The following is a 26,181-nucleotide window of genomic DNA, read 5'->3' as shown; positions in this document are numbered from 1 at the left end:
AGCGGTCCGCCCCCGGGAGGACCGCTGCGCGCCGCGTCGAGGAGCGATCGGGGATCACCCGGCAAGCAGGTCACGCCGCGCAGGCGATGCCGGTGACGATGTGGATCGGGAGCCGCCGGCGTCCCTCCCGGCTTGCCGGGTCATCGGGGGGAACTGGAGCAACTGCCGGCCGGAGGTCAGCTTAGGGAAACCGTAAAGATTCTTCATAAATCGATGTGTTTGCTGTCTACCAGGGGCGATGGCTGGTCGGATGGGGGCTCAGCGTCGATCTGAACGGAAGTGATCTGGTGTCCAGAGTGCGCCTGTGGGCGGGGCTCGCCGCGACCGCCGTCGTCGGTGGCGTCGTCGCCGTCTTCAACATGCTGCCCGCGTCGGCGGCTTCGTGCTCGCCGGCCTGGCAGGCGTCGGCCGTATACACCGGCGGTGCCACGGTGTCGCGGAACGGGCACAACTTCCTCGCCAAGTGGTGGACGCAGAACGAGGCGCCGCCCGGGACCACCGGGGTGTGGCAGGACCAAGGGTCGTGCGGCGGGAGCACGCCGCAGCCGCCGACGCAGACCGGGTCCGCGGGCGGGTGCAGCTTCCCGGCGTGGGTGCAGGGACGCAACTACGTGACCGGTGACATCGTGAAGTTCACCGACGGCAAGTACTACATCGCCGAGCACGACAACCCGGGGTACAGCCCGACGATCAGCACCTGGTACTGGGACCCGTACACCTGCAACGGCGGCGGAGGGGGCGGCACGACGCCGCCGCCGAACCCGACCACGAACCCGCCGTCGAACGGGGCGTTCGTCGTCAGCGAGGCCCAGTTCAACCAGATGTTCCCGAGCAGGAACCCCTTCTACACGTACAACGGCCTCGTCGCGGCGCTGAGCGCCTACCCGGCGTTCGCGAAGACGGGATCGGACGCCGTGCGGAAGCAGGAGGCGGCGGCGTTCCTCGCGAACGTGAACCACGAGACCGGTGGCCTGGTGTACATCGTGGAGCAGAACACCGCGAACTACCCGCACTACTGCGACGCGAGCCAGCCGTACGGGTGCCCCGCCGGGCAGGCCGCGTACTACGGCCGCGGGCCGATCCAGCTCAGCTGGAACTTCAACTACAAGGCCGCCGGTGACGCGCTCGGCATCGACCTGCTGCACAACCCGAACCTCGTGCAGACCGACCCGGCCGTGGCGATGAAGACGGCGCTCTGGTACTGGAACACCCAGAGCGGCCCGGGCACGATGACGCCGCACAACGCGATGGTCAACGGGGCCGGGTTCGGCGAGACGATCCGCAGCATCAACGGCAGCCTCGAGTGCGGCGGGCGCAACCCGGCGCAGGTGCAGAGCCGGGTGGCGGCGTACCAGCGCTTCGTCGGCATCCTCGGCGTCGGCGTGGGAGCGGGCTCGCTGAGCTGCTAGTGGCTGAAGGCCAGGAGGGCGCCCCGGGGAGTGGGGCGCCCTTCTCTTTGTCCGACGGTCACGGCAGGTGCAGGTGCTCGCGGTACTCCTGCAGCGCGCGCCGGGCGAACACCTGCTGGAACGTGGCGACCCGCTCCGAGCGCCCGCGGCCGACGAAGCTGACGAACCAGTGCAGCACCGCGGTGACCCGATGCTTGAAGCCGACGAGGTAGAGCAGGTGCACGGCGAGCCACATGAACCAGCCGACGATCCCGGAGAAGTGCAGCTTGCCGACGCTCGCCACCGCCGAGAAGCGGGAGATCGTGGCCATGCTGCCCTTGTCGAAGTACGTGAACGGCTGACCGGTCGCCTCGCCGGCGAGCCGCTTCCTGATCTGGCCGGCGGCGTGGCGGCCGCTCTGGATCGCGACCTGCGCGACGCCCGGCAGCCGGTTGAGCGACATCATGTCGCCGATCGCGAAGATCTCCGGGTGGCCCGGCACGGTGCAGTCCGGGTTGACCTCCAGCCGGCCGGCCCGGTCGGTCGAGGCGCCCGTCGCCTTCGCCAGCTGCGTCGACAGCGACGGCGCGGCCACGCCCGCCGCCCAGATCTTCGTCATCGACTCGATCCGCTTCCGGCCGGTGCCCGTCTCGACTTCGATGCCGGTCTCGTCGACGTCGACGACCTTCGTGCCCAGCTCGACCTCGACGCCCATGGTGTGCAGCTGCCGCAGCGCCTTCGTCGACAGGTGGTCGCCGAAGGTCGACAAGACCGTGTCGAGCGCGTCGACCAGGATGATCCGCGCCTGCTTCGGGTCGATGTTGCGGTACTGCCCCGGCAGGTGCCGGTGGGCGAGCTCGGCGATCTGGCCGGCCATCTCGACGCCGGTCGGGCCGGCGCCGACCACGACGAACGTCAGCCACCGCTCGACCGCGGCCGGGTCGGTCTCCAGCTCGGCGAGCTCGAACGCGCCGAAGATCCGCCCGCGCAGCTCCAGGGCGTCGTCGATGCTCTTCATGCCGGGCGCGTGCTCGGCGAACGCGTCGTTGCCGAAGTAGGACTGCGACGCGCCGGCGGCGACGATCAGCGAGTCGTACGGCACGGTGTAGCTGGTCCCGGTGGGCGCGACCGCCGTGACGGCCCTCGCCTCCGGGTCGATCTCGGTGACGGTGCCGAGCAGCACCTTCGCGTTGCTCTGCCGCTTGAGGATCTCCCGGATCGGCGGCGCGATCTCGCCCTCTGACAGGATGCCGGTCGCCACCTGGTACAGCAGCGGCTGGAACAGGTGAAAGGCGGTGGTGTTGATCAGGGTCACGTCGACGGGTGCGTTCTTCAGCGCCTTCGTGGCGAACAGACCGCCGAAGCCCGCGCCGACGATCACGACGCGGTGGCGTCCTTGTGCACGCTCGTCCATCTGCATCTCCCGATTGGGGGTGTGGATCGTGCAGATCAAGTACACCACTCCTGGCGGGCGATGACCGTGTGTCCTCCATGACGTTTCACGGCCCTCTGTCAGGGAATCAGTCCCCTCACGTAGGCCGCCTGGCCCGCGTGCTGGGTGTCGTCGTCCAGGACGCTGACCAGCCGCACCCCGAGCGTCACCGGCGGGTCCCACCGCTCGTCGACGATCTGGTCGAGATCCTCTTCGGTGAGCTTCTCCAGCCACGCGATCGTCCGCGCCGACACCGCTTCGAAGTATCCGATCAACACGTCGGCGCTTTCCGGCTGTACCGCCTGGACCTGCGCGGCCGTGTGGCCGTAGCCGGTGTCGTGCTGGTCCTGCCGCAGCCCGAAGCGCGGGGCCCAGTCGCCGGTCACCCACAGCTGCTCGGCGCCGTTGATGCGCTCCGCGATGTGCTCGTCCTGGACCCGCGTGAGGTGCCAGACCAGCCATCCGACCGTGTTCGCGCCGGGCGCCGGCGCCCACCGCAGCTGCTCCGGGCTGAGCCCTTCGACCGCGGCCCTGACCAGGTCAGGCAGTCGCCCGTACCCCTCGACGAGCAGTTCGTTCACCCGCATGGCGCTCTTCTCCTCGTGGCACGTTTTCGGGATTTGACCTCTCTCGGAGGTCCGTAGTGTTCAGCACATCGCAAGAACACAGCGAACACCACATAAACGCCAGCTTTCACAAAGGGGAATGACATGAGCGAGTACGGCGAGTTCGAGACCGGCGAGCAGCACGAGTCCCTCGACCAGCTGCACGAGGTCGACGCGAACGAGAGCAACTACGACTCGCAGTTCGGCGTGTACGAGCAGGACCACGCCTCGGCCGAGAGCACCAGCTTCGACCAGGGCCACCACGTCTCCTACAGCGACCCGACGACCGGCGTGCAGTACGAGGAGTCGGACTTCACCTCCTACGACCACTCGGCCGCCGAGACCGACCACGTCTTCGCCGCCGAGGGCTCCGAGTCGGCGTCCTCGAGCGAGTTCCACGAGCTCGAGGCCCTGCAGGCCCGCTTCGACGCCGCGTTCGCCGAGGGCACCTTCGCCTCGAACTGATCTGCTCTGTAAAGGGGGGCCCTCGGGCCCCCTTTTTGACGTTCAGAACTTGGTGGGGACGAGCGCGGCGAGGGCGCTCACCACGAACGGGCTGATGATGACCAGCCCGCTGCGCAGCTCCCCGAACGTCGTCTGGTCGATGCCGAGCAGCTTCTCCAGCTTCGACCGCTCCTCGGCCTTGTCCACCAGGTCGTCCAGCGCCACATCCGTGAGCGGGAAGTGCCGGTCGACGAACAGCGCGCACCGGCGGCGCAACGTCGTGCTCGCCGGCACGTACATGACGCCGACGACGAACGAGGCGACCGCCCCGGAGAACAGCACCGCCGCCTTCGGCAGCTCCGCACCCCATCCCGTGGCCGCGCCGTTGACGAGCGTGACGAGCAGCACCAGGAACCCGAGCTGGTTGAGCAGGCGGCTCACCAGCCGCCGCAGGCTCAACAAGGTGTTGAGCTGCTGCCCCGGCGACCCGTCGATCCTGCGCCGGGCCACCCGGTGCACCGCGCCGAGCGTCGCCGCCGACGGCAGCGCCCCGCAGATCGCGATCGCCGACAGGGCCAGCCCGCGGCTCGTCAGCCCCTGCTCGCCGAGCACGAACGGCGTGGCCGCCACCAGGCCGACCGCCACCGCCACCGCCGCGAGCACCAGGTGCAGCACGTGGAACAGCCGGACCCGGTGCACCGTGCCGAGGTCCCGCCACCGCGCCGCGCCGAACCCGAACGCCTCGCCGCTGGCCGCCCCGAGCACCGCCGCCAGCACCGCGAACAGCACCCACCGCGGCTCGTGCCCGTGCTGCGGGCTCGTCCACGCGATCCACGTCCCGAGCACCGCCCCGAGCAGCATCGCGAGCAGCCGCAGCTCCCCGGTGATCGTCTCCTCGGCATCCTCCGTCACCGCCACGCCGGACAGCCTTTCTGTAGGGTCTGCCCATGGTCACCGTCGCACCGCTCGACGCGGAAGACCGCGCCGCGTGGGAGGTCCTCTTCACCGGGTACAACACCTTCTACGAGCGCGTCCTGCCCCCGGACCGCTTCGACGCCGCGTGGGCGGGCTTCCAGGAGGACACCCGCATCCACGCCCTCGGCGCCAAGCTCGACGGCCAGCTCGTCGGCATCGCGCACTTCCTCGTCCACGCGAGCACCACCACCGACGACGTCTGCTACCTGCAGGACCTCTTCACCGCCCCGTCGGCCCGCGGCCAGGGCGTCGCCACCGCGCTGATCGCCGCCGTCACCGACTGGGCCCGCGCCCGCCGCTGCAACCGCGTCTACTGGTCGACCCACCACACCAACGCGACCGCCCGCCGCCTGTACGACCAGGTAGCCGTCAACCGCGGCTTCATCCTGTACCAGATCCCCCTCTGACCTGCCACGTCATCCGGGTGGAAACACGTGCGTGCCACACCGGCCCGACAGGGTAACCTGTCTGCGCGGGCTGCTAGCTCAATGGCAGAGCTGCGGACTTTTAATCCGTAGGTTCAGGGTTCGAGTCCCTGGCGGCCCACCCTCTGACCTGCGGAAACGCAGGTATCATGGTTACATTATTCGATTGAGTCGCTCGGAATTGCTCCGGAGTTGCTCGGTTCGCCTACTGGACGTGGTCGCAATGTCACGCTGTTGCGGTCTCGGTCTGCGTTGGGCGTGTCCGCCGGTTCGGTGACTTGCCGCACGTGCTGGTCTTGCTGCGCTGCCGTAGTGGGGTGACGTTGCCACGTTGGTTCGGTACGTGCCGCTCGCGGGACGAGCGCGGCGGCGGCGTCGGCTTTGGCCCGTTCCGTCTCAAGTTCCTGGATGACGGAGGTGTAGGTGTCGGACGTGATGGTGATCGAGGAGTGGCCGAGAGTCTCATTGATGTCGTTGAGGTCGGCGCCGGTGGCCTTGAGGTAGGTGGCGGCGCGGTGCCGCAGGTCATGGAGGCGGATCGGTGGCAGTTCGGCGGCTTCGACGAGTTCTTCGAAGCGTTCGCTGACGTGGTCGGGATGCCATGGGGTGCCGTCGGATTTGACGATGAAGTCGCCGCTGTCGGGCCATTCGTCGCCGGACGCCACTGCCAACGGTCGCGCATCGCCTTGCACTCGGTGAGGGCGGCGATTGAGGCGACGTCGAGGGCGAGGGTGCGGTCGCCTGCGTCGCTCTTGGCCTTCTTCCGCACGGCCCGGTAGCCGACGGTGGTGACCTGCTCGGAGAAGGTGATGGTGCACCATGATCTTGCTCGGCCGTTCCCTGGTGGCCCGCCATTGCGCGATCGCGGCTTTCGTCCATACCTTCGCTTTAGGGCGTTCCCGGACGGCAGTTCGACGGGGCGGCCGGGTTGAACGCAAATCAGCCGGTGGGTGCGGATAGCGTCGTCGAGCGCCTTACGTAGGCGTCGCGCGGATGCGGTGCATCGTCGCCGGCCCGGTGATCCGCAGCCCCTTGGCGCCGGCTCGGACCGCAGGGTCGTCGCCCTGCCGGGCGAGGTCTACCTCGGTGTTGCGGTCGGTGATCGCGTCGAACATCGCTTGGACGTGCACGACGCGAGGTTCGTCGATACCGCGAGGTGGGTGTCCGCCGTGGCCGCCCCGAGGTACCCGGCCGGCGGCTCGTCGAGCGTGTCCGGCCGGGTGTCGATGAGATCCTCCCACCGGGCCTGCGCACCGCGATCGAAGCCGGACCTGACCCGGCAGGCGAGGGCCCGCCGCTCCTGGCGTTACCGCTGCCGGTGCAGCCCACCCTGGCGGGCCCGCCCGCTGTCCCATTCGACCTCCGCCAGCCGCGCGTCCTCGACGTCAGTGTCACCGCGCGGCATCGGCGCTTCGCTCGCGACCGCTGCCGCGAGCGCGTGATCGGTCGCGGCGAGCTGCTCGCAGGCGGCAAACAGCCGGCGCGACATGGCCAGAATCAGGTCGGTCCCAGGCACCCGAAACGATGACCTGCGGCTCACCACCGTCCGCGCCTAGAACCGCCGCTCAACCGTGGAACGTGGGTGGGGATGGCAACAAGAGCGGGCGGACGTAGCATCGGGGACTTCCGGTAAGTACCGCCACCCAACAGTATGAGTGAAATTGAATCTAAACGATGCGTGGTCACGGTTTGTAATGGAGATTGATAGATAAGCTTTCGCCGATGCACTGTTCCGCTACGTTCAAGCTGTCGAGATAGGGGACTCGTACATGGCTGCACGGAAATCAGTGGTAAAAGTCAGCGCCCTCTCGGCGCTCACTCTCGCTGCGTTCATGGTTGCCACGCCGGCCGCCTTCGCCGCCGGCACCTCGGGCAAGGTGAACAACTGCTACACGCAGTGGTGGAACACCGCTTGGGCGCAGAAGTGCGACGCGCCCGGTGCGAGCGTTTCCGGCAACTACACGTCGATTGTCGACTGCAGCGCGCCCGAAATTCCGGACCGGTCGATGAACGTCACGCGTTCAACCAACAGCACGGACACGGTGCCCGGGTACAGCAACTGCATCTACGGTATCAACACCGGGTACATCCGCCGCTAAATCGGACCGTCGAGCGGATCGCCGGCGTCGGCGTTCCGTGAGATGAATCCGGACGGCACCGGCATGCTCCTTCGCGGTCAATCGGTGTAGGGCCGGCCTTCGGCGTTCATGCGCAAATAATTATGCTTGAACGGGGTTCATGGACGCCGGAGGGCGGCTATCAAGCATGTAGCCGCCCGTCGATCAGACCGCGTACGTAGATTCGATCGGCCCTGATCAGCTTCCCGAAACGCAAGTCGGGCCGGGAGTTCATCGCGGCGTGCCGATCCGCTCCGGGAGTGTCGGGCACCCGCGGCCGAACAGGTGCCGCTATACTCCGCCAAGCGGAATCCTGCGCGATAACCACGGAAGTCAGTGTCACGACGCACGCAAGAAATGGCCTCCTGAATGCTGAGTGTAACGAACGTAAGTCAGGGCTACGGCGGTAACTCGGTTATCGACGACATCACCCTGAACATGGAGTACGGACTGCATGCACTGTTGGGGCCGAACGGTGCAGGAAAGACCACACTCCTGCGCACGTTGGCCACCGTGATCCCGCCGCGTCGCGGCGTGATCTGCCTCGACGGCCTCGAGCTGAAGTTCGAAGCACTCAATGAGATACGGCGCCACATCGGCTATCTTCCACAGCGATTCGGGTTCGACCCCGGGATGACCGCGTCCGAATTCGTCTACTATGCGGCCTGGGCCCGCGGGCTGCCTCGAAACGAGCGGGCGGCGGCGGTCGACGAGGCCATCGAAAAGGTGGGGCTGGTCGACAAGAAGCACGTGAAGATGCGCAAGATGTCCGGCGGGATGATCCAACGGGCGGGTATCGCCTGGGCCATCGTCGGAAACCCTTCCCTCGTCATCCTGGATGAACCGACGGTCGGCCTCGATCCGTTGCAGCGGATCCATTTCCGGAGCGTCATCGCTCAGCAGAACAACGCGGTGATCCTGCTGAGCACGCACCTGACCGACGACGTGGACGCCATCGCAGATCACATCATTGTGCTCGACGCCGGAGCGATCCGATTCCAGGGGACCAAGGACGAACTCAGCCGGGAAGGCGACCCGTCCAGTCCGGGAAACACTCCCTTGGAGCGCGCCTACACGACACTTCTCGCCGACCATCGGGAGCGGTAGAGCATGTGGTTCCTGACGCTGCGGCGTAGCCCGGTCCGATGGTTCGTCCCGTTCGCCCTGGTGGCCAGCCTCGCGGTGCTGCTGGTGCGCGACCGGTACTGGATCGGAGTGTGGTCCGAGACATCAGCGGCGGCCCAGATCCCGGCGCTCCTGGTCAGCGGGCTCAGTGCCGCTGCGGCTGCCTGGTCGGTCGGCAGCACGGCACGGCACGGCACCGTCGAGCAGACGTTGGCGTCCGCGCTGCCACGATGGCGCCGGGAACTGTCCGGCGTGGTCGGGGCGCTGTTCTATTTCGCCGTGGTCTCCCTGGCCGTGCAAGCGGTCGCGGTCGCGTTCACGGTCCGGACCAATCCGCCTGGCTTCGGCATGTGGGCGGGATACCTGCTGATGGGGCTGGTGGTGACGGTCCTGTCGGTGGCGTTCGGGCACGTGATCGGGAAGTGGCTGTCGGGCCGGTTCGCGGCTGCGGTGGCGGGCCTGTCCTGGTTCATCGTGGCCACGTATCTCGGGCAGTCCTTAGCGCTCACCGTGCTCAGCGGCCCCGTGTACGAGCAGGTCGACGAACTGACCATGGTGGTGCGGCTTCTGGCCGCGCTGGCGCTGGTCGCTGTGGCTGTCATGGTTCCCTCCATGGACTCCGCCACCCGGGCCGTCGCCAGTGGCGCGGAATCCGTCCCCCGCCGTTCGCGACCCCTCGTGCTGACCTCCGCGGTGGCGGTGTTCCTGCTGCTGTTCGCGGCGATGCTCGGCAACCCGATCACCGCCCGGCAGCCCACGACGGCAGCCCTGTGCCAAGGCGCTCAGCGGGTGGTGATCTGCCTGTGGCCCGCGCATGAGAAATATCGCGCCATGGTGTCGGGGATCATCGATCGTGCCGAGCGACTCCCACCCGAACTCAAGATCCCACCCCACTTCGACGAATACGGTCTCAGTTTCCGCCCGTTCTCGACCGACTCCCGGAATGTGGATCTCACGACCGACCACCTGCCGTACTTCATCCTGACGGAAGGAAGCATCTGGTCGGTCTCTGGGCCGATCGCGGTGGAAACCGTGAAGAACAGCCTGACCTTCTGCGAGGGCGACGTCGCCACCAAGGGCCAGCAGTTGAACGACACCGTGACCGAGTTGCAGGACTGGCTCGAGGCATACCTGGCAGGCGGCGGGCGACCCGACTACCACACCAGCGCCGCTGCCGAACGCAAGGCGATCGCATCGCGTGCGATCGACCGCGCCAACAGCGGCGACATCGCTGCGCAACTGTCCTGGGCCGCCACCGTCATCAAGGATTACAACGGTGCATCTTGCCGATGACGCGCGCACACCGCTCCGACTCTTCGTCCGTTCCCGCCGTTCGTGGATGGCCCTGGTCCTGACCGCAGTGCTGTGCGCGTGTGTACCGCTCGTCGGCGCGTTCCTGTTCCCCGCGCCCAGCGAGGGAGTGCGGGGCGGGATCCTGGGCGTGCCGGGCTGGCGGTTCCTTGCGGTGGGGGTGACGTTCGGGCCGATCCTGTTCAGTCAGAGTCCGTTCGGCGAGATGGAGGCGGCCACCGGCAAGAACTGGCGGCAGGTCGAGCTCCTCGTCCTGCTGGTCAACATCGTCGCCTGCGTGACCCTGTTCACGGTGACCTGTTGGGTCACGTTCAACGGCCCGACCGCGCTCCTGATCCTCCGCGGCATTGTCGGATGGATGGGCATCGCGTTGGCCAGTGGGCGGATTCTGGGCTGGAAGGCCGGTTGGGTCGGGCCCCTCGCCGTGCTGCCCGTGGTCGTGTATTGGGGCCACGGAAGCACCGGTTACCGCTGGTGGGACTTCACCTCCCTGCCCCCCGCCAACCCGGGATCCTGGGTGGTGGTCGGATGTCTCGCCGCCTTCGGCGCGACGACCTACGTGTTTAGCAAGTGGCGCTGGCGGCATCTCACCAACCTGGTCAGACGGCGGATCGCTGCGCCGGCAGCCGCGGCCTCGAAGGACCGGCGCGTCACCGATCGCACCGGCTGACGGCGAACACGCCCGACGCGGAGATCGTCGGAGATCGTCGGCGGTCGTCGGCGGGGGCAGCCACCCAGGCCGCGCCACTGGGACGCCGGACCGGGGCCGGCGGGGTGCGTCAGTGAGACCGGTTGCCAACGGACCGTCTCGCCCTTCTCCTTCAGCCGGATGAGGCACTGATCCGGGTCGGGATCGGACGGCAGCAGCGCGAGTGCACCCCCGTCGGCACGCGGTCTCAGACCACCGTCGGTGAGTGAGCGGACGAGGTGGATCGCGCACATGCCGCTGTCCGAGGCGCGCTGGCTCGGGGTCGTGGTCGTCGCCGACACATCCGCGGCCGGCCGGTTGGTGATCGCGGGTTGCTCCGTGGGTGCTCGGATGTTCACCAACCTGGACGGACGCACACGGACGGAAAAGGAAAGCCCCCGAGGTGCCAACTCGGGGGCTTGGTACGCAGCGTCAACAGCGCCTGGACCAGTGCGGATGTACCGGGACGGTTATAGACTCAACACGGACGATGCTCCGTTACCGTCTGGAAGTATCTAAATATGCGAAATTCGGATTTTTAATCCGTAGGTTCAGGATTCGAGTCCCTGGCGGCCCACCAGATGTGCAGGTCAGAGCCGGTGCGGCGAGCGCCTGCTCTGCCGTCTTGAGGCGGGACCTCGGGCGCCGGGGGCGTAGCCATGCGGGCGGCACACCGCGCCCCGGATCACTGCTACGGCGTCTGACGGGGGATACCTGTCAACGGCGGAGATGTCAGGAAGACGTCAGGCAGAAGGGGTGGCCAGCCGGATCCAGGAGTACCCGCCAGCGTCCGTCGCCGGGCTGATGGGCCGGTTTGGCCGCGCCGAGTTCCAGCGCCAGCTCTTCCATCACATCGAGGTCGTCAGCGCGGAAATCCAGGTGGAACTGTTGTGGCACGTCCTGACCCGGCCACTGCGGAGCCCGGTATCCGTCAACCCGCTGGAATCCCAGATCACAGCCGGAGTCGTCCGTCAGAGCGACGAACTCGTCCGTACTGAAGAGCTCGCGCATCCCGGTCAATGCACCGTAGAAGCCCGCCAGCGTCTGCGGGTCGGCACAGTCCAGAGTCACCCCTCGCAGTACAGCGCCTGGCACCATTCGCTCCTTCGTGTCCGCGCGTCTGTCTCCATTAGCCGCCGCTACACGCGATCACCGGCCCACAGCCACACCGTACTCGCCACATCCACCGCTGAAGTAGCGGTTTACCCCCTGCCTCGGCGCAACGGGTGGCCGTGACCAGCGCTTTCGATACACGCGCCCTAGCCATGCATAGCAACCGAACGGTGATCGTTCGTGTGCGCACAACCCGACTTGCTATGGTCCGTACTCACGTGGGCAGCCCCGGCGCCGGCCCGTTCCCGGGCGGGTGGATGACGGGTATACGGCGGGGCTCAGGTCACGCTGGCCTGGCGCTATGCGTCAATCTTGACGATGACCGCTTCACCGCTGGCGGCGGCGGCGTGGAAGAGCTCCGCGACTGCCTGTGCATCTCTGCGCAGCTGCGGCATCCAAGCCTCCGCTCCCCATCCTCCCCATCCCAACTCCACGATCTCGGCGTCGAGCGCGGCACGATGTTCCTCGACCCAGCGGTCAAGTGGGGCCTCAGCGAAAAATGTCGCCACCTGACGCACGTCATCCGGAGGCATGGTGCCAACCAGGCATGCCTCGTCCCAGTCCCGTGGTAGACGTCTGAACAGCGCCGCGGCCGGAGCCTGGGATGCGTCGGTCACCCCGAAGCGGATCAGTGCTTTCATCAAGTCGCCGGTGTCCTCGGCGCAGACCACGACCCCCTGACGCTGTTCACTGCGGAACAGGTCGCTGCCCTCGGATGGGACCAGGTTCCAGAGCTGTTCAGGGCTGTAGCTACTGATCACTTCCGCCGACGTCCTTCTCCAGTAGTGGTCAACTCCCATGAGATCCCCCGTTCGTTGCGTCGATGCGCTTCACCGCACGCTCTGCGCTGTCGCGCAGGGCGATCAGCCACCGCAGGGCGTAGAGGCGGTCGGCGGCGACGTCGTCGAGAGAAACGCGGCTAGGTGTTCGGCGGTCCACACGGCGACAGGCGCCCGGACGCCGTGATCCTGCCACGCCTCGACGCGCTGCCTGGCTGGTACGGGTTGTCAACCAGTAACGCAGCCACCGCTCGACGGTCCGGCGCTGCTCGGTGAACCGCGCGAGCCGGCGGACGTGGTGCACATCGATGTTCGTCCACGTGCCGCAGATCTCGCAGCGTTCGGCCCGGAAGCGGAGCGCTGTTTCGGTGATCATCAACGTCCGAACGGACTATGGGGCTTCCTCGATGCCAGTTGTATGGTTTCGCCTCCACCCCCAGGCCCAGTCGAGGAACTCATGCGCGTTTTCCGGTCCCATCGACGATTTTTGCGCGCCGCACTGATTGCCGCCATCGTGGTCACAGGCGCGGCAGTGGTACTCAATTCGCGCCGTGACGCGACGGCCGCGACGGCGGTGCCGTCCGGCTTCCAGGAACAGATCGTCTTCAGTGGACTTGACCATCCGACCAGCGCGCGGTTCGCCGCTGACGGCCGGGTTTTCGTCGCGCAGAAGAACGGCGTCGTCGTGGTCTTCGACAACCTGGCGGACGGGACGCCGACGACCTTCGCGGACCTGTCCGCCCAGGTGTCCGACGTGTGGGACCGGGGTCTGCTCGGTCTTGCGCTGGCGCCCAACTTCCCGGTGGACCCCTCGGTCTATGTGCTGTACACCTACGATGCGCCGCTCGGCGGCGCGGCACCGTTCTACAACGACGTCTGCAACGTCGGCGGCGGCGGTGCCGGCGGCAACTGCGTGGCCAGCGGCCGGCTGTCGAAGCTGACCGCGAACGGCAACCAGTCCACCGGCACGGAGCAGGTCCTGATCAGCGACTGGTGCCAGCAGTTCCCTTCGCACTCGATCGGCGACCTCAACTTCGGCCCGGACGGCGCGCTCTATGTCTCCGCCGGCGACGGTGCCAGCTTCAACGCGACCGACTTCGGACAGTTCGGCGCCCCGGTCAACCCGTGCGGCGACCCCGTCAACGAGGGCGGCGCGATGCGCAGCCAGGACAGCCGCAGCACCGGTGACCCGACCGGCCTCAACGGCGCGATTCTGCGGATCGACCCCGCGACCGGCGCCGCGCTGCCGAACAACCCGCAGGCCGCCTCGGCCGATGTCAACACACGGCGGATCATCGCGCAGGGGTTGCGCAACCCCTACCGGTTTGCGGTCCGGCCGGGCAGCGGCGAGATCTGGGTCGGCGACACGGGCTGGAACACGTGGGAGGAGATCGACCGGATCGCCAACCCGCTGAGCACGGTGAGCAACTTCGGTTGGCCCTGCTACGAGGGTGCCCCGGCGCAGCCGGGATACCAGAGCGCGAACCTCCCGCTGTGCCAGAGCCTCTACAGCAGTGGTGACCACGTCGCGCCCTACTACGCATACAACCACGCCAACAAGGTCGTGGCCGGGGAAAGCTGCCCGACCGGCGGTTCGGGGATCTCGGGTGTGGCCTTCTACCCCGACAGCGGCGGCTCCTACCCGGCCGCCTACGCCGGCGCGCTGTTCTTCGCCGACTACTCCCGCGGCTGCATCTGGGCGATGCTCAAGGGCAACAACGGGCTGCCCGACTCGGCAAAGATCCAGACCTTCGCGGCAGGCGCGGCCAGCCCCGTGCAGCTGATGGTCGGTCCCGGCGGTGACGTCTACTACGTCGACATCACCGGCGGCACGATCCGGCGGATCCGGTACTTCCCGAACAACCGGCCACCCATCGCGTCGATCGCGGCCACGCCCACGTCCGGCTCCGTCCCACTCACCGTCGCCTTCGACGGGTCCAGCTCCACCGACCAGGACCCGGCCGACCTCGGGCAGCTGACCTACCAGTGGGACTTCGACAGCAACGGCACCGTCGACGCCACCGGCAAGACCGCCGCTTACACCTACACGACCGCCGGCAGCTTCACCGCGTCGCTCAAGGTCACGGACGCGCTCGGGGCCAGCAGCACCGCGACCGTCCTGATCACACCGGGCAACGGGGCGCCGACCGCGGTGATCGACACGCCGGGCGCCGAGCTCACGTGGGCGGTCGGCGACACCATCACCTTCGGCGGGCACGCGAGCGATCCGCAGGAGGGCACCCTGCCCGCCTCGGCGCTGAAGTGGGAGGTGCTGCTCCAGCACTGCTCGACGCTCGACGCCTGCCACACCCACTTCCTGCAGAGCTTCAACGGGGTCGACGGCGGCACGTTCACCGCACCGGACCACGAATATCCGTCGTTCGTGCGGCTACGCCTCACCGCCACCGACTCCGGCGGGCTGACCAGCGTCTCCACCGTTGACCTGCAACCCCGCACGGTCGACCTGACCTTCACGAGCGAACCGGCCGGCCTGCAGCTGACGGTCGGTTCCGCGAGCCAGAAGGCGCCGTTCACCAAGCGCGTGATCGTCGGCTCGTCCAACACGATCAGCGCGCCGATGCCGCAGACCTCGAGCACGGCCACCTACCGTTACCGCAGCTGGTCCGACTCGGGCGGGCAGACCCACACGATCACCGCCCCCGCCGCGGCGGCCTCCTACACCGCGACCTACGCCATCACCGGACCCCCGTGCCAGGAAACCTTCGAATACACCTGCACAGCGGCGCCGGCTTCCTTCATCGCGGCGGCCAACGCGACGACGCTGTCCGGAAACGACGGTGTCACGACCGCGAGTCTGCCGTTCCCGTTCAGCTTCTACGGCAAGCCGTACAGTTCGGTGTTTATCGACGTCAACGGGGTGCTGTCGTTCGCCGCACCGGGCGCGACCTCCGCCAACCAGGCCATTCCGGCCGTCGGCGGGCCCAACGCCGGGATCTACCCGTTCTGGGACGACCTGGTGGTCAGCCCCACCGGCTCGGTGCGCACCCAAACCATCGGTACCGCACCCAACCGACGGTTCGTCGTCGAGTGGCGCAACGTCTACATCAACGGCACGACACCCAAGCTGTTCTCCGTCGAGGCGATTCTGGGTGAGAACGGATCGATAGCGTTCGCCTACGCGGGTGACTTCAGCACCGCGCTCAACCAGGGCAGCTCCGCGACCGTCGGCATCGAGGACCCGTCGGGCAAGGTCGGGCTGCGTTACCTGTACAACACCGCGGCGCTGCACAGCGGCGACGGGCTCGCGCTGGCGCCGGTCACCACGCCCAAGTTCCAGCGCAAGGTCAACGTCAACTCCGGTAAGTGTCTGGGCATGCCGGCCGGCAACATGACCAACGGGACCAAGGCCGTCCAGTGGACCTGCGACGGCTCCAGCGACCAGTCCTGGAGCATCCCCGGTGGCGTCAACGACGGCATCTACTACCAGGTGAAGAACCGCGTCAACCCGACCAAGTGCCTCGGGGTGCCCGGTGGGTCGATGGTCGAGGGCACACAACTGGTGATCTGGGACTGCGACGGCAGCGACGACCAGTTCTGGACCTACGTCAGCTACACCGATCCGAACTGCCCCACCCAGTATTCCCTGAAGAACCTCCGCTCCGGCCTCATCGTCGGGGTGAGCGGCGGCAACCCCAACAATGGCGGCCTCGTCGTGCAGTGGCGCTTCCAGGGGCTTCCCGACCAGCGGTGGTGCTGACCGTCCCTGCCGCGTAGTGAAGGAACGGCACAGCCGGAGCGGCACGCCCGGTTGTGCCGTTCCGGCTGTCCCATGGTGCGTGATGCGTCCGATCGGCAGCGGTCACCTGTATCCACGCCGACCTTCGACCGACGTTTACGGTTCGCCCTCAAAGTCATTCGTAGTGGTAGCGGCACTGCGCGATCTGTACGGTGTCGTTGGCGATCCGGTACACCAAGCGGTGCTCCTGGTCGATGCGCCGCGACCAGAATCCCGACCAGTTGCCGCGCAGCTGCTCGGGCTTGCCGATGCCCTCGTGGCCGTTGCGGCGGATGTCCTCGATCAAGGCGTTCACCCGTCGCAGCATCTGCCGGTCCTGCTGCCAGCTCAGATAGTCATCCCAGCCCCGACTGGCGAACTGCACCTTCATGCGGCAGACGCCTCGTCCGGGTCGATCAGGTCGTGCACCTCGCCACCGCCCGCGCGTAGTTCCTCGATCGCTTCGTTGAGCCGGCGGGCGTTGGCGGGGCTCGCCATCAAGTACGCCGTCTCCTTCAGTGACTCGTACTCCCGCAGCGAGATGATGACCGCGGATTCATGACCAGAGCGGGTGATCACGACCTCCTCGGCATCGTCGACGACATGGTCGAGCATCTTGGCCAGGTTCTGCCGAACCTCTGAGTAGCTGACCGTGCGCATTGCATCCCCCGAACTCCGGACTGAGACGTACAAGAAATTGTACGACCTGTTTCATCGGAGCGCACTGCCGGTCGATCCAGGGCTGGTGCGGGCATCGTGTCGGCAGGTTGGGAGTGGTGTGGATGGTGACGGTGTGCGATCGCGGAGTGGCGTAGAACAACCGGCGCGCGACGAACGTTGCCGAGGGCTTCAGGTCGATTTAGTGATTTGCATCACATGCCAGTCTTTCGGCAGGCTTAGGCGACCTGCTGGGACGGCACGGTTTCGAGAGGTGTGTCACAGCAGCGGACAGGCGGTACGCTGCGCGGTCTGATTGCCCTGGGTAGGCTGGCCGTCGGTCTCGTCCGACATGGCACCGCCCCCCGCGGCGCCGGGCGCGACTGCCGCCCAATCGCCGGCTCGACACCGGTGAATCGGGGACCCAACCGCACAGTGGGGTGAATCCGCGGGCAACCGTGGTAGGGGTCGTTCCGTCCCGAACCCGTCAGCTAACCCGGTCGGCGGCCGACGGAAGGAACAACGAGCCAGATGTCATCACGACATCCCGGTCGGCGGATCATCGCCGTCCTGATGACGGCCGCCGTCCTCTTCGGGATGGCTGCCGCTCCGGCCGCCGCCGAGCCGGGAGACGACACGGGCGACGAGGGGTCCAACGCGACGCTCGCCCAGGTCCTCGACGAGAGCACCCGTGCGTGGATCGAGGCCAAGGACAAGTACGACGCCTCGGTGAAGAACCAGGCGGACCTGACCGCCAAGCTCGCCGCGACCGAGGCCAACCTGGCCAAGGTCACCGAGCAGGTGTCGGCGATCGCCGTGGCCGCGTACCGGACGGGACCGCTCACCACGTTCATGGTGCTGATGGACTCCGGCAGCCCCACCGGGTTCGCGGAGCGGGCGGGCTCGATCGACGAGATCGCCCACCACAACGACAACCTGCTGCGCGACCTCAACCAGCTGAAGCGGGACCAGGCGGCGCAGAAGGCGGCGCTCGAGGGCGAGGTCAAGCTCCAGCAGGAGCAGGTCGCCGTCATGGCCGCGAAGAAGAAGGAAGCCGAGAAGGGCCTGGCCCAGGCGGGCGGCCCGAGCAACGGCTTCGTGTCGGCCAACCTGCCGCTCGCGCAGCCGTCGCCGCGCAACGCCAGCGGCGGCTGGTCCTCGGAGTCGTGCAAGCAGAAGGACCCGACCACCAGCGGCTGCCTCACGATGCGCACGCTGCACGCGATGCAGCAGGCACAGGCGGCGGGCTTCAAGCGGTTCGTGTCCTGCTACCGGCCGAGCGGCCCGTACGAGCACCCGAAGGGCCGCGCGTGTGACTTCTCGGTGCAGGCCAAGTCGGGCTTCGGTGGCGTCGCCGCCGGTGAGGACAAGGTCTACGGGGCCAACCTGGCGACGTACTTCGTGAAGAACGCGGACCGGCTCGGCGTCATGTACGTCATCTGGTTCAAACAGGTGTGGACACCCGCGGTCGGCTGGCACCACTACAGCGGTGTGGGCGGAGACCCCTCCAGCGACCATACGAACCACGTGCACCTGTCCGTCCTGTAAGCAGCGCCAAGACCTCACGTCTGCGGACGGCCGGCCGATAGGGCAACTGTCGACCGGCCGACGCAGGGTGAGGGGATCCGAAGTGAAGCACCGACTCGTGACGCGCAGCGACTTCGACGGCCTGGTGTGTGCCGTCCTGCTGCGTCACCTGGATCTCATCGGCGACATCACGTTCGTGCACCCGAAGGACGTCCAGGACGGCACGGTCGAGATCGGGCCGGACGACATCCTGACGAACCTGCCCTACGCGCCCGGCGCCCACCTCGTCTTCGACCACCACCACTCGGAGACCCTGCGCAACGTGGGCGACCGGAGCAACCACATCATCGACGCGGAGGCCCCGTCGGCGGCCCGGGTCATCTACGACCACTTCGGCGGCGCCGCGCGCTTCCCGGACGTGTCCGACGAGCTGATGGAAGCGGTCGACAAGGCGGACTCCGCCCAGTACGACATCACCGACATCCTGCAGCCGGTCGGCTGGACGCTGATGAACTTCCTCATGGACAGCCGCACGGGGCTGGGCCGGTTCCGGCAGTTCCGGATCTCCAACTACCAGCTGATGATGCAGCTCATCGACGCGTGCATCGACCATCAGGACGTCGAGGAGATCCTGGCGCTGCCGGACGTGGCGGAGCGCGCGGAGTTGTTCCGCGAGCAGCAGGAGCTCTTCGTCGACCAGCTGCGGCGGGTGAGCCACCTGGAGGGCGACGTCGTGGTCGTGGACCTCCGCGACGAGGAGGTGATCTTCGCCGGTAACCGGTTCATGGTGTACGCCCTGTTCCCCGAGGCCCGGGTCTCCATCCACGTGATCTGGGGCAGGCAGAAGCTCAACACCGTCTTCGCGGTGGGCAAGTCGATCCTCGACCGGACGTCGCCGACCGACATCGGCTCGGTGATGCTGCGGTACGGCGGCGGCGGCCACCTCGCGGCCGGCACCTGCCAGGTCGCGCACGATGAGGCCGAGCGGGTCCTGGCCGAGATCATCGCCAGCGTCGGCGCCCCTCGCGCCGCGGCGATGAGTTCCGGCGCGTCCTGACGTACACCCTGCATGACCTTCACCATCGCGCTGCCGGTCGCCGACCGCGTGGCTTCCCACGACTTCTACCGCGCCGTCCTCGAAACCGAACCGATCCGTGACGAAGGCCCGCTGGGCGGGGACGGGCTGCCGGAGCCGCTGCGGTTCGAGGTCGCGGCCGGGGTCGCCCTGATGCTGGTGCCCGCCGACGGCTTCGGCTGGGCGATCGGCGGGCACACCGTCGCACCGCCCGGCACCAGTGAGTGCGTGCTGCACCGGCCGGTGCCGGGGCGCGAGGACGTGCGGGCCGTGATCGAGCGGGCCCGGGCCGCCGGCGGCCGGGTCGTCACGGAGCCCGCCGAGCAGCCGTGGGGCTACGCCGGGACCTTCGCCGACCCCGACGGCCACCTGTGGATGGTCATGCCCGGGCGATGACCCGCTAGGCCGCCGCGAGCGCCGCGTTGGCGCGCTCGGTGACCCGCAGCAGGACCCGGCCGGCGATCTCGAGCTCTTCGGGGGGCACGTCGCCGTACAGCTCGGTGGTGATCCTGCTGATGCCGGCGGTGATCTCCTCGTGGCGGGCCCGGCCGAGCGCGGTGAGCGAGATGTCGCCGGTCAGGAGGCCGGCCCGCTCGGCGGCGTCGACGTGAGCGGTGGGGTCGGTCCGGAGGCCGGCCGACATCTGCGCGAGGAGCTCGTCGCGGGTCAGCGAACCGGTCGCGGTGAGATTGACGGCGACCCACTGCTCGAACGGGATGCCGGCGCGGGTGAGCAGGCGGTCGAGGACGGCGCGGGTGGCACGCTCGGCCTGGCCGAGGATGCGCCCGTTGAGGGTGGTCATGACGGACCCCTTTCCAGAAGGAGGGCTTGAAGGTCTTCGACGAAGGCGGCCCGCCGGCCCGGCTCCAGCGGTGCCAGCAGCTGCGACATCAGCTCGTGGACGATGCCGACCGCCTCCGCACTGACCGAGCGGCCGCGGGGGGTGAGCCGGAGCTGCACTGCGCGGGTGTCGGCGGGGTCGGGAAGGCGGTCGAGCAGGCCGGCCGACTCCAGGGTCCGGGCGAGCTTCGACACGTACAGCGCCTCCAGCCCCGTGTGGTCGGCGAGCCGCCGCTGGCTGGGCAGTTCGGCACTGCGCGGGTCGTGCTGCAGGCCATACAGGGTGGCCAGCAATGAATACTGCGCGTGCGTGAGACCCAGCGGCGCCAGCGCGCGGTCGACGGCGACCTTCCACTTCATGGACAGCCGCCAGACAAGGAACCCGGGCGTAGGACCACTCATGCGGGAAACAGTACATGGCAATAGTAGCCATGGCTACTAACTACAGCAGCTCCGTGTCGCGCAGCAGGCGCCACAGGCCGGCGCCGTCCGGGGCGCGCAGCCAGCGCTGGGCGGCGGACGCGGAGGAGGGCAGGCGGCGGGTGCTGCCGACCGGGGTCGGAAAGCCGCCGGCGAGGACGGCCTGGGTCGGCGAGAGGTGCCGGATCGCGACGGCCGCGACGCTGTCGGGGTGCTCGGCGACGAACTCCGCGTAGATCTCGGGGTCGTGCTGGCCGTCGTCGCCGACGAGCAGCCATCGGATGTCGGGGAACTCCGAGGCGAGCCGTGCCAGGGACGCCCGCTTGTGCGCCTGGCCGCTGCGGAAGAACCGGTCGGGCTGCGGGCCCCAGTCGGTCAGCAGGAGCGGGCCCGCCGGGTACAGGTGCCGGGACAGGAACCGGGTGAGCGTCGCCGCCACGTTCCAGGCGCCGGTGGAGAGGTAGAAGACCGGAGCGCCGGGGTTGGCGTTGACCAGCCGCTCGTACAGCACGGCCATCCCCGGCACGGAGGCCCGGGCGTGCTCGTCGAGGACGAACGTGTTCCATGCGGCGAGCAGCGGGCGGGGCAGCGTCGTGACCATGACGGTGTCGTCGACGTCGGACACGATGCCGAAGCGGACGGAGGGGTCGATGATCCTCACCGGCGCCTCGACCGGAGCGCTGTCCTCGCTCTGCAGCGTGACCGTCGCCCAGCCCGGGGCCAGGTCGGCCTCGATGACGGTGTCGATGAAGCCGCCGCGGTCGCAGCGGACCTCGCAGGTGCGACCCCCGGCCGTGATCCGCACGGGCGCGTCGGCCACGGACACGGCGGTGAACGACCGCCATCCGCGCACCTTCTTGAGGCGCTTGCCGGGCTTCGGGTCCAAGCGGGCCAGCAGGACCCGGCCGAGGACGCGGACCCAGCCGGGGCCGCCGTAGCCGGTGTACGGGGTGACGGCGACCTTCCACCCGCGCAGCCGGAGCCGCCGCTCCAGCACGTCGTGGAAGGCGTCCTCGATGCGTGCGGCTCGGTGCAGGCGGACCGGACCTGATGGGGTCAACGACACGAGATCACCCTGTCACAGCCCCCACCCTGCCGCACCAGCGCACGCAGGGTGACAATTCCGTGACCGTGGCACAAATACGGGAGCCTGAACGCCGTGTTCGCTTCTAGCGTGGGTGTTATCAGGAACACACCTTTCAAGGGGTCGAGATGGCAACCACGACGTTCGAGGCGGTACGAGCCGAGGCATTGTTCGTTTCCCACCTGCAGTGCTCACAGGCTCCGAGGAGCGACGAGATCCGGACCGCGGTGGCGATCACGCTGCGGCGCGTCGGCATCAAGGGCTGCGCGGCGCAGGTCGCGGTCGAGTTCGGCGACCACCCGGACACGGCCGTGGCGCGGATGGCGTGGGCCCTCGCGATGGTCCGCTCGACCTACCCCGTCCGGCGCAACGCCCCCAGGTCGATGCAGCTGCTGACGCACAGCGCGTGAAAACCGCACCGCTTGGGTAACGCGCGGGCATGCAGGAACTCCACGTGTCTCTGGAAGACGCTCACCTCAGCCCGGCGGCGCAGAAGCTGCAGGAGCCGCTCGAAGCCCAGCTGGGCTCGGCATTGCAGCGCGCCGCCGAGATCGTCGAGCAGGACTACCACGGCGAGTCCGCCGACGAGGTCGCCGCCCGGTTGCTGGAGATCGCGAAGTCGAGCCTCCACCCGGACATCGCCGACGCGTTCGCACCCGATCGGGCCGAGCTGGAGCAGGCCGCCCGAGCCGTCATCGCGGCCGCGCGAAACGCGTAGCTATTTCGCGAATTGCCCCGATTGTGCAACCCGACCGCTCCACACTGAGGACCAACCGCCGCCGGACCTTGGAGGACTGCCGTGGAGCAGCACAAACTCACGATCGACATGAACGAGGCCACGATCGAGCAGCTGCGCGACCACCACTTCGCGCTGTTCGGCCTTCACGCGGTCGCCACCTCGGCGAGCGGCGTCCCCACGATCTGGCTCTCGGTCCACTACCTCGAACGCCATCTCGAGCTGACGTGGCAGGAGACCTACTCCATGTTCACGGCGCGCCACCAGAGCATGGTGCCGAGCACGAAGGTCGTGCCGACGCACAACTACCCGGCGCCGCTGGGCAGCGTCCTGACGGTCTCCGGCAACGACGGTGCCGGCATCGTGACGCCGGGCGGGCCGGCCGGGCACCTGGAGATCGACAACACCGGGCGGATGGAGCTCGGCGCCGGCCTGTGCATCCATGACACGCACGGCATGTACCAGCCGATCGGCATCTTCGACCTGATCGACGTGGACCTGTTCCAGCCGATCCCGAAGGTCGCGTTCTTCTTCTCGCCGATCCCGCACATGGCCGGCGAGGTCGCCACCAGAGCACTCGGCCCCGGCATCCTGCTGGACTACTCGAAGGCCCGCGACCGCAGCTTCTCCGTCGAGTACGACCTGCACAACGGCTGGTCGGTGGAGAACCGCGCCTACGCGCAGGCGATCGCGGCCAACGAACCGCTCAACCCGTTGCTGCTGGTGCGCTCCTCGGCCCTGCAGGCCCTCGCGATGCAGCGCCAGCGCACCACCTCGGCGTCCAACATCAGGCGTTGAGCACCCAGTCGACCCGGTGCGCCTCGGTGGGGTCGGGCAGCTCCCAGCGCCCCACCATCCGGTCGATCACGCCGTCCGGCACCGGCCGCGGCCGGGCGCGGTTGCGGCGGCGCATCACGTCGGGTGGCGCCTCGACGCTGACGATCTCGACCCTGCCGCCGTAGTCGGCGACCAGCCCGATGCAGCGGGCGCGCAGCTGGCGGGTGAGGTTGGTGGCGTTCCAGACGAACGGCGTGCCCGCCCGCAGCAACACCTTGGCCTGGTCGGTCGCGGCGGCGATCACCGGGCCCTGGTCGTCGGTGGGCTGGACGCCGAGCCGCTCGCGCCAGTCGTCGAGGCTGACGACGGCCACGCCGGGGCGGTTGGCCGCGATCCAGTGGTCCTTGCCGGAGCCTGGCAGGCCCGACATGACGGTGACGGTGACCTTGGTGTCGTCGTAGGCCGCGTAGTCCGCCTCCCGCAGCGGGTTGCGGAAGTAGGTGAAGCGGGCGTGGTCCGACGGGAAGCGCCGGGGCTTGTCCAGGCAGTCGTCGTCGCCGGTGTACTGGAGGAAGAGCTCGACGTTGTCCAGCATCCCGGCCTGGTCGGCGCAGACGCGGCCGAGGATGTCGGCGGTGGCCAGCAGCCCCAGGTCGTCGTTGCGGGCCAGCAGGCTGACCCGGTGGACGATCCGGTCGAGCTCGCCGCGCGGCCGCTCCAGGGCCCAGAAGGGCACCTGGTGGTGGCGGATCAGCGCGGCGACGTGCTCCCGCCAGGCGATCGGCACGCCGGCCTCCCACAGCACCCGCCGCGCGACGAGGTCACCGCGCCGCGAGTGGCCGTGGGCGGTGATCCGCCCGTCCTCCTCGACCTGGGTGCAGAACGGCTTCGCCGCGTCGTGCAGCAGGACCGCGGCGAAGAGGCGGACCCGCTCGTCCCGCGGGCGCTCCCGCCAGGCGGGCAGCGCGGCGAGGGCCTCACACGCCAGCCGCGTGTGGGTGGCGACGTCACCTTCCGCGTGGTGCACGGCGTCCTGCGGCACACCGTCCAACCGCCGGACCCAGTCGAACTCGGCGTGGATCGCGTCCCACGGCACCGTCCAGTCCGGACCGGCCGGGCACAGCCGCTCGAAGCCGTTCACGCGCTGACCCGGTTGGCGACGATCGGCCGGTCCTGCCAGTGGCTGCCGGAGTCGAGGATCGCGGTGTGGAAGCTGGGCCGGACCCACTTGTAGCGGCCGAGCACCGCGTCGGCGGACTCCAGCTTCAGGTACAGCCCCTCCATGTCCTCGGACATGTCGGTCTCCTTGACGACCTGGTCCGGGTCGGCGCCGCCGGCGACCGCGGCCTCACGCAGCGCGTCGCGCCACCCCGGCGTGCGGCAGGTCGAGGGTCCGACGAGCGCGGTCAGCTCGGCGAGTTTGCCGAGGCGGCCGGTGTACAGCACGGGCACGGAGCTGACGGGCAGCCCCGCGAGCAGCTCGCGGCGCCGGACCGTCGACAGGAACGTCTCCGTCTCGCGGTCGAGGACGTCGAACTCGCAGAAATGGTGCGGCAGGGCGTCGTAGAAGACGGTGTGCTTGGCGTACAGCCACTCGCCGTACATGACGTAGCGGTCGGTGAGGACCGGCTGCAGCTGATACCGGACGGTGGCGGCCCAGGCCTTCAGCGGCCCGAACTGCTTCTCCCGCGGCCCGCCGCTGAGGTAATGGCCGCGGGACTGCAGCAGCAGCTCCCCACCGGCGTCGAAGCTGACCGCGCAGTTCGCGCCGTCGAGCTTCTCCTCCACGACGAGCTCCTGCCCGGCGAGCTGCGCGAACGGCACCTGTGCCAGGTCGTGGTCGCCCGGCTGCAGGCGTGACCCCTGCAGATGAGGCGTTCTCGGATACTTGCGCAGCACCTGACCGTTGTAGCGGACCCCGTCGACCCCTCGACACCGGTTTTCCGTGCCCCGCGCACGGCTGCGCCGTGCTCCCCAGCGGCGGACCTCCGGTGCCGGGGCGTGTACGACGGCGGGAGTAGGCGGGGTTACCGCGCTGGGGCGACGACCGGCGGCGCGGTGTGCGGCAGGGTGGGGGGATGAGGTTCACGCCGTGGTGGCGGAAGGCCGTGCTGACGCTGCGGGTCGTCGCGGGGGTGGGGTGGCTGGGCAGCGACGTGCTGCTGCTGGCGCTCGGGGTCGCGGGGTTGAGCGGCGGTGTGGGCAAGGATGTTGCGTATCCGGCGATGAGCTTCGTCGGGGGCGCCCTGTTCCTGCCGCTGTCGGCGGTGCTGATCATGTCGGTGGCGCTGGCGGCGTGCAGGCCGTGGGGGCGGCGGACCGATCGTGGGGGAAAAGGGGAATCGGGGCCGGTCGGGGTGGCGGAGGCTTAGGGTCGGGTCGACGGTTACGCGACCAAGGGAGTTTGTGATGACCTCTCGGCTCAATCCGTACCTGAGTTTCCGCGGCAACGCCCGCCAGGCGATGGAGTTCTACCAGAGTGTCTTCGGCGGGACGCTGCGGCTCAGCACATTCGGCGAGTTCAACCCCGAGGCCGGGCCGATCGCGGACCAGATCATGCACGGGCAGCTGGAGACCGGGAGCGGCTACACGATCATGGGGTCCGACACGCCGCCGGAGATGGCGCACAACCCCGGGGACAACATCACGGTCAGCCTCAGCGGTGACGATGCCGCGGAGCTGCACGGGTACTGGGAGAAGCTGTCCGCGAGCGGGAAGGTGAGCGTCCCGCTGGAGAAGCAGATGTGGGGCGACCAGTTCGGCGCCTGCGTCGATCAGTTCGGCATCCCGTGGATGGTCAACATCGGCGCGCAGGCGTAGGGGCCGCAGACCACCGAACAGCCGAGCGGCGGGATCCGGGTGCCGGATTCCGCCGCTTTTGCATGCCCGTGTACCGCAAACACCACGGCAGTTTGCTGCAAAGAACC

The 26,181-nt window shown here is 68.5% G+C and carries 32 protein-coding genes, 1 tRNA gene and 1 riboswitch; of the genes, 17 read left to right on the top strand and 16 right to left on the bottom strand.

Translation table 11 applies throughout. From position 1 onward, the window contains the following. Positions 1–287 precede the first annotated feature (287 nt). Positions 288–1,409, top strand: coding sequence for a glycoside hydrolase family 19 protein (locus ACFY3L_RS30830; protein ID WP_389331751.1), 1,122 nt, complete (start codon positions 288–290; stop codon positions 1,407–1,409). A 58-nt stretch (positions 1,410–1,467) separates the two neighbouring features. On the opposite strand, the gene ACFY3L_RS30825 is transcribed toward ACFY3L_RS30830, so the two are convergent. Then, positions 1,468–2,802 (bottom strand): NAD(P)/FAD-dependent oxidoreductase, encoded by a 1,335-nt coding sequence (locus ACFY3L_RS30825; protein WP_389331748.1) that lies wholly within the window; start codon positions 2,800–2,802, stop codon positions 1,468–1,470. A 98-nt stretch (positions 2,803–2,900) separates the two neighbouring features. Beyond that, positions 2,901–3,407, bottom strand: a complete 507-nt coding sequence (locus tag ACFY3L_RS30820) for a DinB family protein (protein WP_389331745.1) — start codon at positions 3,405–3,407, stop codon at positions 2,901–2,903. 123 nt (positions 3,408–3,530) lie between these two features. Here ACFY3L_RS30820 and ACFY3L_RS30815 point away from each other — a divergent pair, with 123 nt between their 5' ends. Then, a complete protein-coding gene (locus ACFY3L_RS30815) occupies positions 3,531–3,890 on the top strand; it encodes a hypothetical protein (protein ID WP_389331742.1) in 360 nt (119 codons plus the stop codon). 42 nt (positions 3,891–3,932) lie between these two features. On the opposite strand, the gene ACFY3L_RS30810 is transcribed toward ACFY3L_RS30815, so the two are convergent. Beyond that, positions 3,933–4,787 (bottom strand): hypothetical protein, encoded by an 855-nt coding sequence (locus tag ACFY3L_RS30810; protein ID WP_389331739.1) that lies wholly within the window; start codon positions 4,785–4,787, stop codon positions 3,933–3,935. 29 nt (positions 4,788–4,816) lie between these two features. Between ACFY3L_RS30810 and ACFY3L_RS30805 the strand changes: the two genes are divergently transcribed. Both ACFY3L_RS30805 and ACFY3L_RS30800 read left to right on the top strand, forming a co-directional pair. Then, positions 4,817–5,251 (top strand): GNAT family N-acetyltransferase, encoded by a 435-nt coding sequence (locus tag ACFY3L_RS30805; protein ID WP_389331736.1) that lies wholly within the window; start codon positions 4,817–4,819, stop codon positions 5,249–5,251. A 67-nt stretch (positions 5,252–5,318) separates the two neighbouring features. Further along, positions 5,319–5,390: transfer RNA gene (locus ACFY3L_RS30800), tRNA-Lys, on the top strand. Positions 5,391–5,427: 37 nt separating this feature from the next. On the opposite strand, the gene ACFY3L_RS30795 is transcribed toward ACFY3L_RS30800, so the two are convergent. From ACFY3L_RS30795 to ACFY3L_RS30785, 3 genes are all read right to left on the bottom strand, one after another. Continuing rightward, a complete protein-coding gene (locus ACFY3L_RS30795) occupies positions 5,428–5,934 on the bottom strand; it encodes a tyrosine-type recombinase/integrase (RefSeq protein WP_389331733.1) in 507 nt (168 codons plus the stop codon). Positions 5,935–6,243: 309 nt separating this feature from the next. Beyond that, positions 6,244–6,399 carry a hypothetical protein gene (locus ACFY3L_RS30790; RefSeq protein ID WP_389331730.1) on the bottom strand — a complete coding sequence of 52 codons (156 nt, stop codon included), beginning with the start codon at positions 6,397–6,399 and terminating at the stop codon, positions 6,244–6,246. A gap of 176 nt (positions 6,400–6,575) precedes the next feature. After that, positions 6,576–6,785 (bottom strand): hypothetical protein, encoded by a 210-nt coding sequence (locus ACFY3L_RS30785; RefSeq protein ID WP_389331727.1) that lies wholly within the window; start codon positions 6,783–6,785, stop codon positions 6,576–6,578. A 253-nt stretch (positions 6,786–7,038) separates the two neighbouring features. Between ACFY3L_RS30785 and ACFY3L_RS30780 the strand changes: the two genes are divergently transcribed. The 4 genes from ACFY3L_RS30780 (at position 7,039) to ACFY3L_RS30765 (ending at position 10,492) form a co-directional block, all read left to right on the top strand. Beyond that, on the top strand, positions 7,039–7,368 hold the full coding sequence (locus tag ACFY3L_RS30780; protein ID WP_389331724.1) for a hypothetical protein: 330 nt from the start codon (positions 7,039–7,041) through the stop codon (positions 7,366–7,368). A 387-nt stretch (positions 7,369–7,755) separates the two neighbouring features. After that, positions 7,756–8,493 carry an ATP-binding cassette domain-containing protein gene (locus tag ACFY3L_RS30775; RefSeq protein ID WP_389331721.1) on the top strand — a complete coding sequence of 246 codons (738 nt, stop codon included), beginning with the start codon at positions 7,756–7,758 and terminating at the stop codon, positions 8,491–8,493. 3 nt (positions 8,494–8,496) lie between these two features. Continuing rightward, positions 8,497–9,804 carry a hypothetical protein gene (locus ACFY3L_RS30770; RefSeq protein ID WP_389331718.1) on the top strand — a complete coding sequence of 436 codons (1,308 nt, stop codon included), beginning with the start codon at positions 8,497–8,499 and terminating at the stop codon, positions 9,802–9,804. 46 nt (positions 9,805–9,850) lie between these two features. Then, positions 9,851–10,492 (top strand): hypothetical protein, encoded by a 642-nt coding sequence (locus tag ACFY3L_RS30765; protein ID WP_389331715.1) that lies wholly within the window; start codon positions 9,851–9,853, stop codon positions 10,490–10,492. A gap of 750 nt (positions 10,493–11,242) precedes the next feature. On the opposite strand, the gene ACFY3L_RS30760 is transcribed toward ACFY3L_RS30765, so the two are convergent. From ACFY3L_RS30760 to ACFY3L_RS30750, 3 genes are all read right to left on the bottom strand, one after another. Next, on the bottom strand, positions 11,243–11,581 hold the full coding sequence (locus ACFY3L_RS30760; RefSeq protein WP_389331712.1) for a VOC family protein: 339 nt from the start codon (positions 11,579–11,581) through the stop codon (positions 11,243–11,245). A 341-nt stretch (positions 11,582–11,922) separates the two neighbouring features. Continuing rightward, positions 11,923–12,384 (bottom strand): hypothetical protein, encoded by a 462-nt coding sequence (locus ACFY3L_RS30755; protein ID WP_389331709.1) that lies wholly within the window; start codon positions 12,382–12,384, stop codon positions 11,923–11,925. Positions 12,385–12,412: 28 nt separating this feature from the next. Beyond that, a complete protein-coding gene (locus ACFY3L_RS30750) occupies positions 12,413–12,781 on the bottom strand; it encodes a hypothetical protein (protein WP_389331706.1) in 369 nt (122 codons plus the stop codon). Positions 12,782–12,859: 78 nt separating this feature from the next. On the opposite strand from ACFY3L_RS30750, the gene ACFY3L_RS30745 reads away from it, so the two are divergent. Then, entirely contained in the window at positions 12,860–16,120 is a 3,261-nt protein-coding gene (locus ACFY3L_RS30745; protein ID WP_389331703.1) for a PQQ-dependent sugar dehydrogenase, read from the top strand. 154 nt (positions 16,121–16,274) lie between these two features. Here the strand turns inward: ACFY3L_RS30745 and ACFY3L_RS30740 are convergent, their stop codons facing one another. Together ACFY3L_RS30740 and ACFY3L_RS30735 are read right to left on the bottom strand one after the other, a co-directional pair. Then, on the bottom strand, positions 16,275–16,529 hold the full coding sequence (locus ACFY3L_RS30740; RefSeq protein WP_389331700.1) for a Txe/YoeB family addiction module toxin: 255 nt from the start codon (positions 16,527–16,529) through the stop codon (positions 16,275–16,277). Beyond that, on the bottom strand, positions 16,526–16,798 hold the full coding sequence (locus tag ACFY3L_RS30735; RefSeq protein ID WP_354889941.1) for a type II toxin-antitoxin system prevent-host-death family antitoxin: 273 nt from the start codon (positions 16,796–16,798) through the stop codon (positions 16,526–16,528). The genes ACFY3L_RS30740 and ACFY3L_RS30735 overlap by 4 nt, the downstream gene beginning before the upstream one ends. A 382-nt stretch (positions 16,799–17,180) precedes the next feature. Next, positions 17,181–17,317, top strand: a riboswitch (cyclic di-AMP (ydaO/yuaA leader). A gap of 9 nt (positions 17,318–17,326) precedes the next feature. Here ACFY3L_RS30735 and ACFY3L_RS30730 point away from each other — a divergent pair. From ACFY3L_RS30730 to ACFY3L_RS30720, 3 genes are all read left to right on the top strand, one after another. Beyond that, positions 17,327–18,343, top strand: a complete 1,017-nt coding sequence (locus ACFY3L_RS30730; protein WP_389331697.1) for a coiled-coil domain-containing protein — start codon at positions 17,327–17,329, stop codon at positions 18,341–18,343. Positions 18,344–18,425: 82 nt separating this feature from the next. After that, positions 18,426–19,379 (top strand): exopolyphosphatase, encoded by a 954-nt coding sequence (locus ACFY3L_RS30725; RefSeq protein ID WP_389331694.1) that lies wholly within the window; start codon positions 18,426–18,428, stop codon positions 19,377–19,379. Between the two features lie 12 nt (positions 19,380–19,391). Beyond that, positions 19,392–19,793, top strand: a complete 402-nt coding sequence (locus tag ACFY3L_RS30720; RefSeq protein WP_389331692.1) for a VOC family protein — start codon at positions 19,392–19,394, stop codon at positions 19,791–19,793. 4 nt (positions 19,794–19,797) lie between these two features. Here ACFY3L_RS30720 and ACFY3L_RS30715 read toward each other — a convergent pair whose 3' ends face one another. Genes ACFY3L_RS30715 through ACFY3L_RS30705 form a run of 3 tightly spaced genes read right to left on the bottom strand, consistent with a single transcriptional unit; the run spans position 19,798 to position 21,723 of the window. Further along, complete coding sequence (locus tag ACFY3L_RS30715; RefSeq protein ID WP_389331689.1) at positions 19,798–20,199, bottom strand: hypothetical protein; 402 nt, start codon at positions 20,197–20,199, stop codon at positions 19,798–19,800. Further along, on the bottom strand, positions 20,196–20,639 hold the full coding sequence (locus ACFY3L_RS30710; RefSeq protein WP_389331686.1) for a MarR family winged helix-turn-helix transcriptional regulator: 444 nt from the start codon (positions 20,637–20,639) through the stop codon (positions 20,196–20,198). The genes ACFY3L_RS30715 and ACFY3L_RS30710 overlap by 4 nt, the downstream gene beginning before the upstream one ends. 40 nt (positions 20,640–20,679) lie before the next feature. Then, positions 20,680–21,723: an App1 family protein gene (locus tag ACFY3L_RS30705; RefSeq protein WP_389331683.1), complete on the bottom strand. Its 1,044-nt coding sequence runs from the start codon at positions 21,721–21,723 to the stop codon at positions 20,680–20,682. 146 nt (positions 21,724–21,869) lie between these two features. On the opposite strand from ACFY3L_RS30705, the gene ACFY3L_RS30700 reads away from it, so the two are divergent. From ACFY3L_RS30700 to ACFY3L_RS30690, 3 genes are all read left to right on the top strand, one after another. Continuing rightward, entirely contained in the window at positions 21,870–22,151 is a 282-nt protein-coding gene (locus ACFY3L_RS30700; RefSeq protein ID WP_389331680.1) for a hypothetical protein, read from the top strand. A 44-nt stretch (positions 22,152–22,195) separates the two neighbouring features. Beyond that, positions 22,196–22,459 carry a hypothetical protein gene (locus tag ACFY3L_RS30695; RefSeq protein WP_389331677.1) on the top strand — a complete coding sequence of 88 codons (264 nt, stop codon included), beginning with the start codon at positions 22,196–22,198 and terminating at the stop codon, positions 22,457–22,459. 81 nt (positions 22,460–22,540) lie between these two features. Next, the gene (locus ACFY3L_RS30690) at positions 22,541–23,275 is read left to right on the top strand and encodes a hypothetical protein (RefSeq protein WP_389331674.1); all 735 of its coding nucleotides are present in this window, start codon (positions 22,541–22,543) and stop codon (positions 23,273–23,275) included. Here ACFY3L_RS30690 and ACFY3L_RS30685 read toward each other — a convergent pair. Both ACFY3L_RS30685 and ACFY3L_RS30680 read right to left on the bottom strand, forming a co-directional pair. Next, positions 23,265–24,395 carry an AAA family ATPase gene (locus ACFY3L_RS30685; RefSeq protein WP_389331671.1) on the bottom strand — a complete coding sequence of 377 codons (1,131 nt, stop codon included), beginning with the start codon at positions 24,393–24,395 and terminating at the stop codon, positions 23,265–23,267. The two genes, ACFY3L_RS30690 and ACFY3L_RS30685, sit on opposite strands and share 11 nt — an antisense overlap. Further along, positions 24,392–25,153 carry an RNA ligase family protein gene (locus ACFY3L_RS30680; RefSeq protein WP_389331667.1) on the bottom strand — a complete coding sequence of 254 codons (762 nt, stop codon included), beginning with the start codon at positions 25,151–25,153 and terminating at the stop codon, positions 24,392–24,394. The genes ACFY3L_RS30685 and ACFY3L_RS30680 overlap by 4 nt, the downstream gene beginning before the upstream one ends. A gap of 179 nt (positions 25,154–25,332) precedes the next feature. On the opposite strand from ACFY3L_RS30680, the gene ACFY3L_RS30675 reads away from it, so the two are divergent. Both ACFY3L_RS30675 and ACFY3L_RS30670 read left to right on the top strand, forming a co-directional pair. Continuing rightward, positions 25,333–25,626 carry a hypothetical protein gene (locus tag ACFY3L_RS30675; protein ID WP_389331664.1) on the top strand — a complete coding sequence of 98 codons (294 nt, stop codon included), beginning with the start codon at positions 25,333–25,335 and terminating at the stop codon, positions 25,624–25,626. 37 nt (positions 25,627–25,663) lie between these two features. Further along, the gene (locus tag ACFY3L_RS30670) at positions 25,664–26,074 is read left to right on the top strand and encodes a VOC family protein (protein ID WP_389331661.1); all 411 of its coding nucleotides are present in this window, start codon (positions 25,664–25,666) and stop codon (positions 26,072–26,074) included. Positions 26,075–26,181 lie beyond the last annotated feature (107 nt).

It is taken from the genome of Dactylosporangium sp. NPDC000521 (genome assembly GCF_042898305.1).
Taxonomy (GTDB): Bacteria; Actinomycetota; Actinomycetes; order Mycobacteriales; family Micromonosporaceae; genus Dactylosporangium.
Note: the sequence above shows the minus strand (reverse complement) of the source record. Positions and strands in the feature narration are given on the sequence as shown.

Excerpts from the sequence above, each read along its gene's own strand:
- ACFY3L_RS30715 (WP_389331689.1), bottom strand. The coding sequence starts at position 20,199 with ATGACCACCCTCAACGGGCGCATCCTCGGCCAGGCCGAGCGTGCCACC.
- ACFY3L_RS30740 (WP_389331700.1), bottom strand. The coding sequence starts at position 16,529 with ATGAAGGTGCAGTTCGCCAGTCGGGGCTGGGATGACTATCTGAGCTGG.
- ACFY3L_RS30670 (WP_389331661.1), top strand. The coding sequence starts at position 25,664 with ATGACCTCTCGGCTCAATCCGTACCTGAGTTTCCGCGGCAACGCCCGC.
- ACFY3L_RS30815 (WP_389331742.1), top strand. The coding sequence starts at position 3,531 with ATGAGCGAGTACGGCGAGTTCGAGACCGGCGAGCAGCACGAGTCCCTC.
- ACFY3L_RS30730 (WP_389331697.1), top strand. The coding sequence starts at position 17,327 with ATGTCATCACGACATCCCGGTCGGCGGATCATCGCCGTCCTGATGACG.
- ACFY3L_RS30700 (WP_389331680.1), top strand. The coding sequence starts at position 21,870 with ATGGCAACCACGACGTTCGAGGCGGTACGAGCCGAGGCATTGTTCGTT.
- ACFY3L_RS30765 (WP_389331715.1), top strand. The coding sequence starts at position 9,851 with ATGGCCCTGGTCCTGACCGCAGTGCTGTGCGCGTGTGTACCGCTCGTC.
- ACFY3L_RS30775 (WP_389331721.1), top strand. The coding sequence starts at position 7,756 with ATGCTGAGTGTAACGAACGTAAGTCAGGGCTACGGCGGTAACTCGGTT.
- ACFY3L_RS30820 (WP_389331745.1), bottom strand. The coding sequence starts at position 3,407 with ATGCGGGTGAACGAACTGCTCGTCGAGGGGTACGGGCGACTGCCTGAC.
- ACFY3L_RS30735 (WP_354889941.1), bottom strand. The coding sequence starts at position 16,798 with ATGCGCACGGTCAGCTACTCAGAGGTTCGGCAGAACCTGGCCAAGATG.
- ACFY3L_RS30770 (WP_389331718.1), top strand. The coding sequence starts at position 8,497 with ATGTGGTTCCTGACGCTGCGGCGTAGCCCGGTCCGATGGTTCGTCCCG.
- ACFY3L_RS30805 (WP_389331736.1), top strand. The coding sequence starts at position 4,817 with ATGGTCACCGTCGCACCGCTCGACGCGGAAGACCGCGCCGCGTGGGAG.
- ACFY3L_RS30710 (WP_389331686.1), bottom strand. The coding sequence starts at position 20,639 with ATGAGTGGTCCTACGCCCGGGTTCCTTGTCTGGCGGCTGTCCATGAAG.
- ACFY3L_RS30675 (WP_389331664.1), top strand. The coding sequence starts at position 25,333 with ATGAGGTTCACGCCGTGGTGGCGGAAGGCCGTGCTGACGCTGCGGGTC.
- ACFY3L_RS30780 (WP_389331724.1), top strand. The coding sequence starts at position 7,039 with ATGGCTGCACGGAAATCAGTGGTAAAAGTCAGCGCCCTCTCGGCGCTC.
- ACFY3L_RS30720 (WP_389331692.1), top strand. The coding sequence starts at position 19,392 with ATGACCTTCACCATCGCGCTGCCGGTCGCCGACCGCGTGGCTTCCCAC.
- ACFY3L_RS30825 (WP_389331748.1), bottom strand. The coding sequence starts at position 2,802 with ATGGACGAGCGTGCACAAGGACGCCACCGCGTCGTGATCGTCGGCGCG.
- ACFY3L_RS30745 (WP_389331703.1), top strand. The coding sequence starts at position 12,860 with ATGCGCGTTTTCCGGTCCCATCGACGATTTTTGCGCGCCGCACTGATT.